12 protein-coding genes are annotated in these 13,866 nt (G+C 69.0%); 4 read left to right on the top strand and 8 right to left on the bottom strand.

Annotation, left to right across the window (positions count from 1 at the left end; genetic code table 11):
* Nucleotides 1-82: 82 nt before the first annotated feature.
* Nucleotides 83-1,129, top strand: a complete 1,047-nt coding sequence (gene holA, locus LZD57_RS20660; protein WP_233721477.1) for a DNA polymerase III subunit delta — start codon at nucleotides 83-85, stop codon at nucleotides 1,127-1,129.
* Nucleotides 1,130-1,250: 121 nt separating this feature from the next.
* On the opposite strand, the gene LZD57_RS20655 is transcribed toward holA, so the two are convergent.
* From LZD57_RS20655 to mnmG, 5 genes are all read right to left on the bottom strand, one after another.
* Complete coding sequence (locus LZD57_RS20655; protein ID WP_233721476.1) at nucleotides 1,251-2,171, bottom strand: aldose 1-epimerase; 921 nt, start codon at nucleotides 2,169-2,171, stop codon at nucleotides 1,251-1,253.
* A gap of 176 nt (nucleotides 2,172-2,347) precedes the next feature.
* The gene (locus LZD57_RS20650) at nucleotides 2,348-3,337 is read right to left on the bottom strand and encodes a ParB/RepB/Spo0J family partition protein (protein WP_233721475.1); all 990 of its coding nucleotides are present in this window, start codon (nucleotides 3,335-3,337) and stop codon (nucleotides 2,348-2,350) included.
* Between the two features lie 76 nt (nucleotides 3,338-3,413).
* On the bottom strand, nucleotides 3,414-4,199 hold the full coding sequence (locus LZD57_RS20645) for a ParA family protein (RefSeq protein ID WP_420844841.1): 786 nt from the start codon (nucleotides 4,197-4,199) through the stop codon (nucleotides 3,414-3,416).
* A 97-nt stretch (nucleotides 4,200-4,296) separates the two neighbouring features.
* Entirely contained in the window at nucleotides 4,297-4,866 is a 570-nt protein-coding gene (gene rsmG, locus LZD57_RS20640; RefSeq protein ID WP_233721474.1) for a 16S rRNA (guanine(527)-N(7))-methyltransferase RsmG, read from the bottom strand.
* Between the two features lie 199 nt (nucleotides 4,867-5,065).
* Nucleotides 5,066-6,958, bottom strand: a complete 1,893-nt coding sequence (mnmG, locus tag LZD57_RS20635) for a tRNA uridine-5-carboxymethylaminomethyl(34) synthesis enzyme MnmG (RefSeq protein ID WP_233721473.1) — start codon at nucleotides 6,956-6,958, stop codon at nucleotides 5,066-5,068.
* Nucleotides 6,959-7,270: 312 nt separating this feature from the next.
* Here mnmG and LZD57_RS20630 point away from each other — a divergent pair, with 312 nt between their 5' ends.
* Together LZD57_RS20630 and LZD57_RS20625 are read left to right on the top strand one after the other, a co-directional pair.
* Nucleotides 7,271-7,522, top strand: coding sequence for a hypothetical protein (locus LZD57_RS20630; protein ID WP_233721472.1), 252 nt, complete (start codon nucleotides 7,271-7,273; stop codon nucleotides 7,520-7,522).
* A 207-nt stretch (nucleotides 7,523-7,729) separates the two neighbouring features.
* Complete coding sequence (locus LZD57_RS20625; protein WP_233721471.1) at nucleotides 7,730-8,452, top strand: gamma-glutamylcyclotransferase; 723 nt, start codon at nucleotides 7,730-7,732, stop codon at nucleotides 8,450-8,452.
* A gap of 35 nt (nucleotides 8,453-8,487) precedes the next feature.
* Here LZD57_RS20625 and LZD57_RS20620 read toward each other — a convergent pair whose 3' ends face one another.
* From LZD57_RS20620 to LZD57_RS20610, 3 genes are all read right to left on the bottom strand, one after another.
* On the bottom strand, nucleotides 8,488-9,000 hold the full coding sequence (locus tag LZD57_RS20620) for a GNAT family N-acetyltransferase (protein ID WP_233721470.1): 513 nt from the start codon (nucleotides 8,998-9,000) through the stop codon (nucleotides 8,488-8,490).
* 12 nt (nucleotides 9,001-9,012) lie between these two features.
* The gene (mnmE, locus tag LZD57_RS20615) at nucleotides 9,013-10,452 is read right to left on the bottom strand and encodes a tRNA uridine-5-carboxymethylaminomethyl(34) synthesis GTPase MnmE (protein WP_233721469.1); all 1,440 of its coding nucleotides are present in this window, start codon (nucleotides 10,450-10,452) and stop codon (nucleotides 9,013-9,015) included.
* A gap of 110 nt (nucleotides 10,453-10,562) precedes the next feature.
* Entirely contained in the window at nucleotides 10,563-11,204 is a 642-nt protein-coding gene (locus LZD57_RS20610) for a LysE family translocator (RefSeq protein ID WP_233721468.1), read from the bottom strand.
* Between the two features lie 519 nt (nucleotides 11,205-11,723).
* Between LZD57_RS20610 and LZD57_RS20605 the strand changes: the two genes are divergently transcribed.
* On the top strand, nucleotides 11,724-13,760 hold the full coding sequence (locus LZD57_RS20605; RefSeq protein WP_233721467.1) for a thioredoxin domain-containing protein: 2,037 nt from the start codon (nucleotides 11,724-11,726) through the stop codon (nucleotides 13,758-13,760).
* Nucleotides 13,761-13,866 lie beyond the last annotated feature (106 nt).

The raw sequence follows: 13,866 nt of genomic DNA, 5'->3' as shown, positions 1-13,866 counted from the left end.
ACCTCGACACTTCGCCCTCCCCTGACGGGATAGAATGCGAGGCGAAACCGCCCTTCCGCATTCCCATACGGAGAGCCGACCCTTGGCCCAGAAAAAAGCCGGCGAAGTCGAAGCCTTTCTCAACCGGCCGGACTTCGCCTTCTCGGTCGTGCTCTTCTACGGGCCCGACACCGGCCTCGTCGCGGAGCGCTCGGCCAAGCTCGCTAAGGCCTTCGGCGTCGATCCGATCGATCCGTTCTCGGCCGTCACGCTGGCGGCCGACGACATAGAGAAGGACATCGGCCGGCTCTATGACGAGGCGAACACGCTGTCGCTCCTCGGCGGCAAGCGGCTCGTCCGGGTGCGCGGCGCCGGCGCCGGCCGGGCCCTTTCGGATGCGATCGGCGAACTGGCGGCGATGCGGCTCGCCGAGACGCTGATCGTGGTCGAGGCGGGCGATCTGAAGAAGAGCGCCGGCCTTCGCACGAATGTCGAGCGCGGGCGCCATGCCATGGCCCTCCCCTGCTATCAGGACGAGGGCCGGGCGCTCGATCTGATGATCGACGAGGAGCTCTCCGCCGCGGGCCTGTCGATGGATAAGGAGGCCCGCGAAGCGCTGAAAGCCCGGCTCGGGGCGGACCGCATCGCCTCGCGCGGCGAGGTGAAGAAGCTCTGCCTCTATGCCCTCGGGACGGCGAGCGTGACCGAAGAGGACGTCGCGGCGATCGTCGGCGACGTCTCGGCCGACGCGCTCGACGAGGCGATCGACGCGGCCGCCGCGGGGGAAGTGAAGCGCCTGCCGCATCTGATCGACCGGCTGACGACGGCCGGCACGGCGACGTTTCAGCTCCATCAGGCGCTGCTGCGCTATTTCCAGCAGCTTCAGGCGCTGCGGAACAGCGTCGAGAAGCACGGCGAGCCGGTGGCCCGCGCGGTGGAGCGCCGCCGCCCGCATTTCCGCCGCAAGCCGGCCCTCGAAGCCGCCCTCACCGCCTGGCCGCTGGCGGCGATCGACCGGCGCGTCCAGGCGATCGAGGCGGACATCCTGGCAAGCCGCAAGGATTCCGGCCTGGCCCTGACGATCACCCACAAGACGCTGATGGATACGGCGGTGGAGGCGGCGCGGCTGCGGGCCCGCGGGCGGCGATGAGGGAGACGAAGGCCCGAAGCGGCGCGGTCGGACGTTTCGACATGCCGGCGGATGGGGAAACGTCCTCCGCGGGCACGATCGGCCGAGAGGCTCGATCATCACCGATCAGGTGATGACGGGATCAGGAGACTCGCTCGATCCCGAACCGCACGGTGCCCTCCATCCGCTCCCCGGGCGCCAGCACCCTCAACCCGTGATCGTCCGTCGCCATCCGATTGACGGCGTCGACCATGTGGCTCACCGGCTCGACGGCAAAGAAGTCGCGCTCGTCGGCGCGGAAGACGACGACCTTGCCGAACACCGGGTCGGCCTCGATACGGATCAGTATCCGACGATCCGGATAGGCGATCTCGGCCGTCCCGTCCCATTTTTCGAAACAGTGGTCCACCGCGCCGACGCCATCCACCGGCCGCATCGTCCGACAGTCCCAGCCGGCGGGGACTTTCGTGCGAACGGTCGGCAGAACGCGCGCGTCGCTCTGCCAGACACGATCCGCCTCAAAGCGCAGATGCGCGCCCGCCCGGTCGAAATAGGGGTGGAGGCCGAAGCCTGCGGGCGCCGGCCGGTCGTCGCGGTTTTCGAGGCGGAGCGTGACGGCAAGCCCCTCCGGCGTCAGCGAAAAGCGCTGTTCGGCGCGATAGGCGAAGGGCCATTCGGTCGCCCTTGCAGCGCTTTCGGCGGGATCGTGGTCGAGCCCCAGCACGGCCTCCGACCGCGTCGCCGAGACCACCCGCCAGGCGCGCTGCCAGCCATTGCCGTGCAGGCAGTGCGGGTTCTCGCCGAAATTTCTCGCCAGGCGATGCCGCGCGCCGCCGAATTCGAAGGCGGCGTCGGCAATGCGGTTGGAATAGGGGATCATCACATAGGAGCCGCAAAGGCCCGCCCGTCGCTCGGCCAGGGCATGCGACGGCGTCTGGCGGAGGAGGGGCACGTCCCCCGCTGCGAAGGCCGCGATGGCGCCGCCGACGGCCGGCGCGACACGCAGGCTCAGATCGCCGGCCGCCAGAGCGAGGGTGCCGTCCGCTGCGGTCGCACCCGCCATGTCAGCCGGCCGTCATGCAGCTTCCAAGGCCGAGCAACCGGGTCTCTGCAGAGACCGAACAAACGGATACTGATCCGTATGACGTCGAAGCCCGTGAGACGTTCTGGCTCGCACGAGGCGTCACGGTGCGTTCAGGTGTCATCCCGTGGTCCCCACCCTCGGCCGCAATCCCGCCCTCAAAGCGAGCGCAGACGCGGACCCGTGAATGCCGCCGTATAACCGCCATGGTGCTCGAGGCGCTGGAGGAGGGCCTCCAGATCGGCCTCGCGATCGAGGTCGAACTGGACCATCGGCCGCCCACCGGACACGGCGATCGAGACGTCGAAGCCGGTCGCCTCGCGCAGCCGACGCTCATAGGCGAGGATCGCATCGCTCTTCGCCTCGTCGGCAGCCTCGGCCGGTCTGCGGCCGCGGCGGCGGGTTCCGGGCTTCGGCAAGGCCGCCTCTTCGGCCGCTGCCGGATCGCGGGCGAGGGCCTCGGCCTCGCGCACCGAAAGGTTCTCGGAGGCGATCCGCCTTGCGAGAGCGACCGGATCATCGGCGGTCACGACCGTGCGGGCGGCACCGGCCGAAAGGGTGCCCTCCTCGACCATCGCGCGCACTTCGGGCGGCAGCTTCAACAGCCGCAAGGTGTTGGCGACATGACTGCGGCTCTTGGCGAGGATTTCGGCGAGATCGGCCTGGGTATAGCCATGCTCGTCGATCAGCGACTGATAGCCCAGCGCCTCCTCGATGGCGTTGAGATCGGCGCGCTGGACGTTCTCGATGATGGCGATTTCGAGCGACTGGCGATCGTTGAGTTCGCGCAGGACGACCGGCACCTCCGCCAGCCCGGCGAGGATCGCCGCACGCAGGCGGCGTTCGCCGGCGACGAGCTCGAACCGGCTGCGATCGCCGCCGAGCGGGCGCACCAGAAGCGGCTGGACGACGCCGTGCTGGCGGATCGAGGCGGCGAGTTCTGAGAGTTCCTCCTCGCGGAAATGGCGCCGCGGATTGTGCGGATTGGGGGCGATGCTGGCGGTCGGGACCGAGCGCTCGGGCGCGACCGAGGGGGCGGCCGGCTGCGGATCGAAGCCCGGCACCGGGCGGGACGGGCCGGAGGCGCCGCCGCCGATCAGCGAGGCGAGGCCCCGTCCCAGTCTCTGGCGCGATCTGTCTTCGGTCATTGGCCTCTTCCCATCTTCCGTCTCGCCGGCCGCGCTCGCTGCGCTTCCGCCGTCCCGTCCGTCACGCCCGACCGCCTCATGCGGCGACGAGCCTTTCCTCGCGCCGGATCACCTCCGAGGCGAGCTGGATATAGGCCTGGCTGCCGGGGCATTTGAGGTCGTAGAGGATCGCCGGCTTGCCGTAGGAGGGCGCCTCGGAGATCCGGACGTTGCGGGGGATGACCGTGTCGTAGACGTGCTCGCCCATATAGGAGCGTACGTCGCGGACCACCTGGGCGGCGAGATTGTTGCGGCTGTCATACATGGTCAGGACGATGCCGTGCAGGCCGAGCATCGGGTTGAGGCTGTCGCGCACCTGCTCGACCGTCTGCAGGAGCTGCGACAGACCCTCCAGAGCGAAGAACTCGCATTGCAGCGGCACCAGCACGGCGTCGGCGGCGGCCATGGCGTTGATCGTCAGGATGTTGAGGGACGGCGGGCAGTCGACCAGCACGAAATCGTAGTCGGCGCCCGCCTGCTGGTGGAAATGCAGGGCGTCGCGCAGCCGGTAGGCCCGGCCATGGACGCCGGATATCTCCGTTTCCAGGCCGAGAAGATCCATGGTCGAGGGAATGATCGACAGGTTGGGAACGGCCGTGCGCATCGCCGCCTGGCTGATCGAGGCGTCTTCCTTCAGGACGTCGTAGGAGGAGAGGTCGCGATCTTCCTTGTCGATGCCGAGCCCGGTCGAGGCATTGCCCTGAGGATCGAGATCGATCAGGAGGGCGCGCTTGTCGATCGCCGCGAGGGCCGTGGCGAGATTGATGGCGGTGGTCGTCTTGCCGACACCGCCCTTCTGGTTGGCGATCGTGATGATCCGCATAGGCTCCGCCACGTCCATCGGCTGCATTCCATGTCTTTCGAGGTGTCGGTCGCGCCGCAGGCCGCAGATCGCGCCATCGCCCGTCGATCGGGGCGTCTCAGCCTTGGCGCCGCGTGATCCCGGCGACTTCGAGGATGACCGAATCAGCCTCCACCTGTGATTCATGAATTACCATGGTGAATTTCCAATTGGCAGTCGCCGCCGCGATTTCCTGTTCATGACTGCGCCCCTTCTGGAAGAAGCAGGGTGTTTCACGTGAAATATGCGGGGCCACCATGGCGAGAAGATCGTCCAGCGACGCCAATGCGCGGGCGGTCACGACCTCGGCGCGGCCCAGAACCGCGCCGGCGGTCTCGATCCGGATCGGATGGACCGAGCCGGTAACGCCCATCTCAGCGCAGGCCGCAGCCAGGAAGGCCGCCTTCTTGCGGCTCGATTCCACCATGTCCACCGCGCGGTCCGGCCGGCAGGCGGCGATCACCAGAGCAGGCAGGCCGCCGCCGGAGCCGAGATCGACCGATCGGGCGAACTCCGGAAGCAGCCGTTCGAGGCTGAGCGAGTCGGCGACGTGCCGCCGCCAGACGTCGCCCAGCGTCGAGGGCGCCACGAGGTTCATCCGCGTCTGCCAATCCGTCAGCATGGCGACGTAGACGTCCAGCCGCTCCATTGTTTCACGTGAAACGGCGAAATGCTCGCGAAGCCAGGTGCGCCCGGCCGCCTGCTGCAGCGCAATATCGGCCAGATCGAGCGGTTTCGGCGGTCGCTCGCCCGTGCCGGATGAAGCGGCGAGACGGGAGGAGAGGTCGCCGTTCCCCGCGGGTCGCGTGGTTCGCTCCCCCGTTCCGGCGCGCGAGCGGCCGGGACGATTACGCCGCATCGGCGAGCGAACTCCGGCGGATGGCGAGAAGGACCAGCGCGAGCGCCGCCGGGGTCATGCCGTCGATGCGTTCGGCCTCGGCGACGCTGCCCGGCCGCCGCGCCATGAGCTTGTGCCGCAGCTCGTTGGAGAGCCCCGGGATCGCCGCATAGTCGAGATCGCCCGGGATCGCCCGGCCCTCGTCCTTTCGCAGCCGCTCCTGATCCTTCTTCTGGCGGTCGAGATAGACGTCGTAGGCCGCCTCGATCCGCGCCCGCGCGAAGGTCTTGTCGTCGATGGCGGCGAGGTCGGGAAACACCGTGAGGAGCCGGTCGGGCTCGACCGCGCTCTGGGCAAGCAGCTGCCAGGCGCTGCGCCGCCGGCCGTCCTGGTTGACGGCGATGCCGTGCCGGCCCGCCTCGGCCGGCGTCAGGCTCGCCGCTTCCAGCGCCGCGCGCGCTGCCAGGAAGGCGGCTTCCCCTTGCGAGAAGCGGGCTGCCCGCTCGCCGGAGACGATGCCGAGGTCCATCGCCAGCGGCGTCAGCCGCCGGTCGGCGTTGTCGGCCCTCAGCGACAGCCGGAATTCGGCGCGCGAGGTGAACATCCGATAGGGCTCGGTGACGCCGGTGCGGGTGAGGTCGTCGATCATCACGCCGATATAGGCGTCGGCCCGGCCGAGGACGACCGGCTCGGACCAGCCCGCAAGCCGCGCCGCGTTCAGCCCGGCGACGAGCCCCTGCGCGCCCGCCTCCTCGTAGCCGGTGGTGCCGTTGATCTGGCCGGCGAGAAACAGGCCGGGCGCCTTGCGGACGGCGAGCGACCGGTCGAGTTCGCGCGGGTCGACGTGGTCGTATTCGATGGCGTATCCGGGCTTGAGGATCTGGACCTTTTCCAGCCCCGGGATCGAGCGCAGGAAGGCGTCCTGCACATCCTCCGGCAGCGAGGTCGACAGGCCGTTCGGATAGACCGTGTCGTCGTCGAGGCCCTCGGGCTCGAGGAAGATCTGATGGCCGTCCCGGTCGCCGAACTTGACGATCTTGTCTTCGATCGACGGGCAGTAGCGCGGGCCGACGCCCTCGATCTTGCCCGAATAGAGCGCCGAGCGGGAAAGATTGTCGCGGATGATTGCGTGGGTCTCGGGCGTCGTCCGCGTGATGCCGCAATCGATCTGCGGATTGTCGATCCGCTCCGTCAGGAAGGAAAAGGGCACCGGATCTTCGTCCGGCTTCTGGCTGTCGAGGCTCGCCCAGTCGATGGTCCTGCCGTCGAGCCGCGCCGGCGTGCCGGTCTTCAGCCGTCCGAGCGACAGACCGAGGCGCTTCAGTGTTCCCGAAAGCCCCAGCGAGGGATCCTCGCCCATACGGCCGGCCGGGATCTGCCGGTCGCCGATATGGATCAGCCCGCCGAGGAACGTGCCGGTGGTCAGCACCATGGCCCGGCAGGCGATCTCCCGCCCATCGGCGAAAACCACGGCCCTGACGGCGCCGCTCGCATCGAGCGACAGGTCGAAGACGTCGCCTTCGACGACGGTCAGCCCCTCCGTCTCGCGGATCAGGCCCTGCATGGCGGCGCGATAGAGCTTGCGGTCGGCCTGGGTGCGCGGGCCCCAGACGGCAGGCCCCTTGCGGCGATTCAGCATGCGGAACTGGATGCCGCCGCGATCGGCGGCGATCCCCATCAGCCCGCCGAGCGCGTCGATCTCGCGCACCAGATGCCCCTTGCCGATGCCGCCGATGGCGGGATTGCAGCTCATCGCGCCGATCGTGTCGAAGCGATGGGTGACGAGAACGGTGGCCGCGCCGGCCCGCGCCGCGGCGCTCGCCGCCTCGCAGCCGGCATGCCCGCCGCCGACGACGACGACGTCGCAGGCGGATGGGAAGGGGGTCTGGGCTCGTTCGGTCATGACAGCGGGATCGATCCGGACTATTCGGGTTGCGTCGGGGTCACCGCCGGGAACGAGGCCGTCGGCCGCGGCCGACGTCGTTCAAGTTGCAGCAAAGGTGGGCCCGTTTCGTGCTCTGCTATAGGATAAGATGCAGACCGGAACAACGTTTGCGGCATCGATGCATGGCGATCGCTCGAAGCCGGGCCCGGGCTGGCGGTTGGCCTGATCTCCCGCCATGCGGGGGAGATCGAGGCGCCGCAGACGGCGCTTGCCTTCAAGCGATTGCCCTGGGCATCGACGCCGCGGCCCGAGCGGCAGCACGGGGGAAAGATGAAGCGTCTCGTTCTGATCTCGTCGGCCATTGCAGCTCTCGCGGGGGTGGGCCTCGCCACCATCATCGGCAAGATTGCGCTCGCCCAAAATCCGCAGGACGAGTTTTATGCCTGCATCAAGACGGTGATCGGGGCGCCTGTCGAATGCCATTATACCGGCCAGTGGTTCAGCCTTCTCGTGATCGTCTTTGTCGTCGGCTTCGTTCCCACGCTCGCCGAACTCTACGATCGGCCGAGCTTCGAAGCCTGAGGCCGGCGACCGCTTCCTCCCGGCGCATTTCCGGGCGGCGCGGATCTGCGATCCGGCGACTTCGGCCGGTGATCGGAAACGCACCGTCGAACAGAAAGAGCGTGGACCGGCGGACCCGTCGCGTTAGTGTTCCTCCAGGCAGTTCCGCCTGTTTTCGCGGCAGACCTGTCGAGTGGCTGCGAAACCATCACCGGGCGACAGGACTTCATGACCGACCAACCCGACCCGACCATCTCGTCCTCCTCCCTTTCCCTCACCCCCGAACTCGTCGCGTTGACGATCCGGCCGGAACCGGAGCGCGGACATGAGCCGGGCTGGACCCTGTTGAGCGACGGGGAGCTGGACGCGCTGGCCGAGCGCTACGACGAGGAGAGCGGCGGCGAGCCCGTCTGGGTCTTCGCCTACGGATCGCTGATCTGGAAGCCGGATTTCGACGCCGTCGATCACAAGCTCGCCACCGCCTACGGCTGGCATCGGTCCTTCTGCCTGAAGATGACCCGCTGGCGCGGTTCGCCCGAGCAGCCCGGGCTGATGATGGCGCTGGAGCGGGGCGGCCGCTGCAACGGCGTGATCTATCGGCTGAGGGATGCCGACCGCCGGGCGCAGCTGCGGCGCGTCCTCTATCGCGAAATCCGCTTCCATCAGGCCGCCTCGATGGCCCGCTGGGTGCCCGTGCGCACCAGCGAGGGCAGGCTGAGGGCGCTGACCTTCTGGGCCGGGCCGAAGGGCGAGCGGATCGCCAGCCGGCTGCCGCTCGAGGACGTCGCGCCCATCCTCGCCAGAGCCTGCGGCCACGCCGGCTCCTGCGCCGAATATCTGCACAACACCGTCCGTCACCTCGAAGACTTCGGCATCCGCGACCGCAATCTCTGGCGTCTGCAACAGCTCGTCGCCGAGGAGATCCGGGCGATCCACAGCCGGGCGGCTTGACGGGGCGTAGCGGTAAATCGCGGTCGCCATATCGATCAGACCCGGCGCGGCGGCTCCCTCAGCCGTGCCATCGATAGCGTGTCGACGAAGTCGCCTTCTCGCAGCACAGTAGCCCTCAGCCGACCTTCCACTGCAAAGCCGTGCTTTTCGTAGAGCGCGATCGCAGGAAGGTTGTCTGCCATCACATCGAGTTCGAGCCGGACAAGGCCAAGCCAATCGTCGGCGAGCGACAGGAGCTCGCAGAGCAGCGCCGCAGCGATGCCCCGGCGCAGATGGCCGTCATGCACCCCGATGCCGACCTGACCGACATGGGAGCGCCGGTTGGTCAGTCGAGTGAGATTCGCCGTGCCAAGAATCGCGCCAGCTTCTTCCGCGACTAGGAGTGTCACGTTCGGTGCCGGTTCGAGCAGGCGGCGTTTCGTCGTCGCAAGGCTCTCATGGGGCAGGCGCAGCGTGCCACGGCGATAGTTCGGCATATTCATCAGCGCGTTAACGCCGTTGAGATCCGTCTCTCGGGCGGAGCGGATGGTGACGTGTAGGTCCGCCAAGGAGCCCCTCCCTCACTTGCCGATGCAGAACTGCGAGAAGATCACGTCGAGGAGGTCTTCGACGCCGACCGTGCCGGTGAGCCGTCCCAGCGTGTCGGAGGCCCGGCGCAGGGTTTCGGCGCCGACTTCCGCGGGCAGGGCCGAATTGCCGATGAATTCTTCGAGGATGGCGCGGGTTTCGGTGACGAGGTCGCGCTGCCGGGTGCGCAGCGGGATCGCCGCCTCGCCGCCGCCTTCGAGACCTGCGGCCGCCGCGGCGAGTTCGGCGATCCTGTCCGTCAGAGCGTCGAGTCCCGCCCCGGTCTTCGCCGAAACGACGAAGTCGAAGCGGAAGTCGGTCCATTCGTTGCCGAAGCGGGCGGCGAGGCCGCTCGGCGCCGGCTGGTCGGCCTTGGTGCGCACGGTGAGGATGCGGCGCCGGCCCCTGGCGGTGCCTTCGGCGAGGTCTTCGAGCGAGGCGTCGGCGGCCAGCATCATCGGATGTTTCACGTGAGACAGAAGCTCGGTGAAGCGGGCGAGGGGGCCGTGCCCCTGCTGGGTGTCGACCAGAGCGAGGACGAGATCGGCCTTCGCCATCACCTCGCGCGCCCGCTCGACGCCGATCGCCTCGACCTTGTCGGAAGTCTCGCGAATCCCGGCCGTGTCGGAAAACCGCACCGGGATGCCGCCGAGATCGAGCGTCGCCTCGATGACGTCGCGGGTGGTGCCGGGAACCTCCGTGACGATCGCCACCTCCCGGTCGGCCAGGGCATTGAGGAGGCTCGACTTGCCGGCATTGGGCGCCCCGACGATGGCGACCTTGTAGCCGGAGCGCAGGATCTCGCCGCGATCGGCGCGGGAGAGATGGTCGCGGATCTCGGCGACGATTTCGGCCACCCGCTCGTGCACCGTCGCCGCGACGTCGTCGCCGACGTCGCCCTCGTCGGAGAAGTCGAAGGAGGCTTCGAGATGCGCCCGCGCCTCGGTGAGCCGGGCCATCCAGCCCTCGTAGAGCGCCCGCAGCGCGCCGCCCGCCTGGAGGATCGCCGCCCGGTGCTGGCCCTCGGTCTCGGCGGCGATGAGATCGCCGAGGCCTTCCGCCTCGGTGAGATCGATGCGGCCGTTCTCGAAGGCCCGCCGGGTGAACTCCCCGGGCTCGGCCAGCCGTGTGCCGACGGTCGCGGTTATCGCTTCCAGACAGGCGGCGACGACGGCCGGACCGCCATGCAGGTGGAACTCCGCGATGTCCTCGCCGGTGACGGTGTTCGGCCCGGCAAAGAAGATCGCGATGCCGCGATCGATGACGGCGCCGGCCGAGTCCCGGAAGGTGCGAAGGCTGGCCCGGCGCTCGGGCGGAACCGCGCCGCAAAGCCGCGTCAGCGCGCCCGCCGCGTCCGGCCCGCTGACCCTGACGACCGCGACGCCGGAGGGCAGCGCGCCGGATGACAAGGCGGCGATGGTGTCGGAATGCATCCCGGCGTCCTTGAATCGCGTCGGTGGTGGGTTTCGGCCAACCTTACGCGATCGGAGCGGAACGCGCGACCGGGTCCTTCGTCGGGAGGTCGCGGGCCACCCGCGGCCCCCTACACCCGCCTCATCGTCGAGACCGCCGCCTCGCCGAGGATCAGCGCACCGGCACCGCCGATGATGCCGCCAGCGATCCGATTGAGCCGGCGCAGCGCCGCCGGCTGCGTCATCAGTGCGCGGCCCTTGGCGGCAACGAGGGCATAGGGCGACAGCACGGCAAAGAGGACGAGGACGGTGAGGATCGAGAGCACTGACCATTCGGAGACGCCGACGGCGTGGAGGTCGAGGACCGTCGGCAGCAAGGCGAGATAAAAGACGATGGTCTTCGGGTTGCCGAGGGTGAGGGTGAATCCGGCCAGAAAGGCCTTGAGACCGCTGCGCGCCTTCGCCGCCCTGAGGTTCGCCAGGCCGCCCCGGTTGTTCCAAAAGACGACGCCGAGATAGACCAGATAAGCCCCGCCGAGGATCTTCACGACGAGCAGCGCTTCGGCGAAGATTTCCACGAGCGCGGCGAGGCCGGCGACGGCAACGGCGAGATAGACGAGATCGCCCAGCGCCAGCCCCGCGAGGAAAAACAGCGAGGCTCTCAGCCCGTTGCCGAGCGACTGGCCGACGAGGCCGGCGACGCCCGGGCCGGGGATGAAGGCGGCAACGCCGAGCGCCGCGGCGTAAGCGAGATAGGGAGCAATCGCGGTCATGTCGTCCTCGTGAGGCTGTCCGATCCCCGATCCATAGACCTGCGCCGCGCCGAGCGCAGCCCGAAAATCGTCCGTCCCCGGCCGGAGCGAACAGGCCAATCGCTCGAAGGCAAGCGCCATCGCCGACGCTTCGATCTCCCCCCCTTGCGGTGGAGATGGGTGGCAACACAGAGGGGGGTGCCGCGCCACCCACCAGCAGTCCGGCGCGACGTCGCCCCCCTCTGCCTGTCGGCATCTCCCCCGCAAGAGATCAGGCCAACCGCCGACCGACCCGGCTTCGAGCGACCGCACCGCGGACCGGACGCCGCCTTTGCCGATCTCGATCCAAAGCCTCTCCCGGCGGCGCGGCGACCCGGCGGTCGCCATTCTGCCTCCGCCGAGCGGCCGCGTCGCCCGTGGGAGCGAAACTCCGGCAGACGGTCGAATACCCTTCCACCCCTCGAAGACCGCCAGGCTTCGCCTAGCTTCGGGGGTCGAATGTGGCGAGACACACGCGAAACCCGAGCCGGAGCGAACGAGATGAGCAACCAGCTTGGCGATGCGGTCAGCCCGTATCTGCTGCAGCACGAGCACAATCCCGTCGACTGGCGGCAATGGTCTCCCGGGGCCCTTGACGAGGCGAAGGCGCGGGACTGCCCGATCCTTCTGTCCGTCGGCTATGCCGCCTGCCACTGGTGCCACGTCATGGCCCATGAGAGCTTCGAGGACGAGGCCGTGGCGGGCGTGATGAACCGGCTGTTCGTCAATGTGAAGGTCGACCGCGAGGAGCGGCCGGACATCGACCACCTCTACATGTCGGCGCTGCATGCCATGGGCGAGCAGGGCGGCTGGCCGATGACGATGTTCCTGACGCCGGACGGGCGCCCCTTCTTCGGTGGCACCTACTTTCCGAAAGAGCCGCGCTACGGCCGGCCGGGCTTCGTCCAGGTGATGGAGGCGATCGCCAAAGCTTGGGCCGAGCGGCGCGAGGAAATCGAACAAAGCGCCGGGACGATCGCCGGCCACCTCCAGTCGGTGATCGGCGGAACGCTCGAGGCAGGAACCGTACCGTCGGGGGGACTGGCCAAGCTGGACCTCGCGGCTGCCGCCGCGCGCATCGGCGGGCTGATCGATCCCACCCGCGGCGGTATGAAGGGCGCGCCGAAATTCCCCAACGCGCCCTTCATGGAGGTCCTCGCCCGGGCCGGCTTCGAGACCGGCGAGGCGGCGCATCGTTCGGCCTTCCTCGGCACAACCCGAGCCCTCGCCGAGGGCGGCATCTACGATCATCTCGGCGGCGGGCTGCATCGCTATTCCACCGACGATCGCTGGCTGGTGCCGCATTTCGAAAAGATGCTCTACGACAACGCCCAGTTCCTGCGGCATCTGACCTGGGCCTACCGCGCCACCGGCGACGACCTCTTCCGCCGGCGGATCGAAGAGACCGTCGGCTGGCTCGACCGCGAGATGCGGCTCGATGGAGGCGGTCTCGCCGCCTCGCTCGATGCCGACAGCCTCGATGCCGACGGCCATCCGGAGGAGGGCGCCTTCTATGTCTGGCGGGAAGCGGAGGTGGGCGGCCTTCTCGGCGCCGACGCCGAGGCCTTCAAGCGCGCCTACGACGTTGCGGCCGGCGGCAACTGGGAGGGCAAGACGATCCTCCACCGCCTGCATCCCGGCGCCCGCAGCGACGATCCGGACTTCGACGAGGCCAAGGCGAAGCTTCTGGCAGCGCGCGAGACACGGTCCCGGCCGGGCCGCGACGACAAGGTGCTGGCCGACTGGAACGGCCTCGCCATCCGGGCGCTGTGCGAGGTCTCGCAGATCCTCGGCGACAAGCGCGCGCTTGCCATGGCCAGGGACGCCTTCGCCTTCGTGACGGGCGAGATGGTCGAAAACGGCCGGCTCCGCCATGCGGCCCGCGACGGTCGGACGGCGGGGCTGGCGCTGTCGTCGGATTACGGCGCGCTGATGTCGGCTGCCGCCGCGCTGTTTGCCGCAACGCTCGACGGCGGCTATCTCGACCGCGGCCTGTGGCTCGCCGATGAGCTGGAGCGCTGGCACGGCGACGGGGAGGGCTGTCATACGCTGAACGCCAAGGATTCCGCCGACGTCCTGTTCCGCCTGCGCGGCGATCAGGACGAGGCGGTGCCGAGCGCCACGGCCCTCGTCATCGAGGGCCTCGCCATGCTCGGCCAGGCGAGCGGCCGCATTGCCGTCACCGAAGCGGGCGAGCGCGCCGCCGAACGGGCGGCAGGCCGGCTCGGCGAAAACGTCTTCGGCCATCCGGGCATCCTCGCGGCTGCACGACGGCTGGTGCGCGGCTCCGAACTGGCGATCTTCGGCGCCGAGGGCGACGCGACCCGGGAGGGCCTGTGGAGGACGGCTTTAAAAAGCGTCGACCTCGACCGGCTGGACCTTCTCGCCGCCTCGCCGGACGAACTGCCGCCTGAACTCGCCATCGCCGGCATCAAGCCCGAGCGCCTGCCTGCGGCGCTTCTGTGCGAGGCGCGGGTGTGCAGGGCGCCGGTGTTCTCGGCAGAAGAACTGGCGGGGCTGCTCGAGCCGGACGCATGAGTTGCGCTGCAATCGGGGAGGGCGGCAGGGCTATCGCTTGAAGACGAGTGCCATCTGCAACGCTTCGATCTCCCCCCTTGCGGGGGAGATGGGTGGCAACCCAGAG

This window comes from Jiella avicenniae, from assembly GCF_021390325.1.
In the GTDB taxonomy this organism is placed as follows: domain Bacteria; phylum Pseudomonadota; class Alphaproteobacteria; order Rhizobiales; family Rhizobiaceae; genus Jiella; species Jiella avicenniae.
The sequence above is the reverse complement of the archived record's forward strand: the minus strand, read 5'-3'. Positions and strand labels throughout refer to the sequence as shown.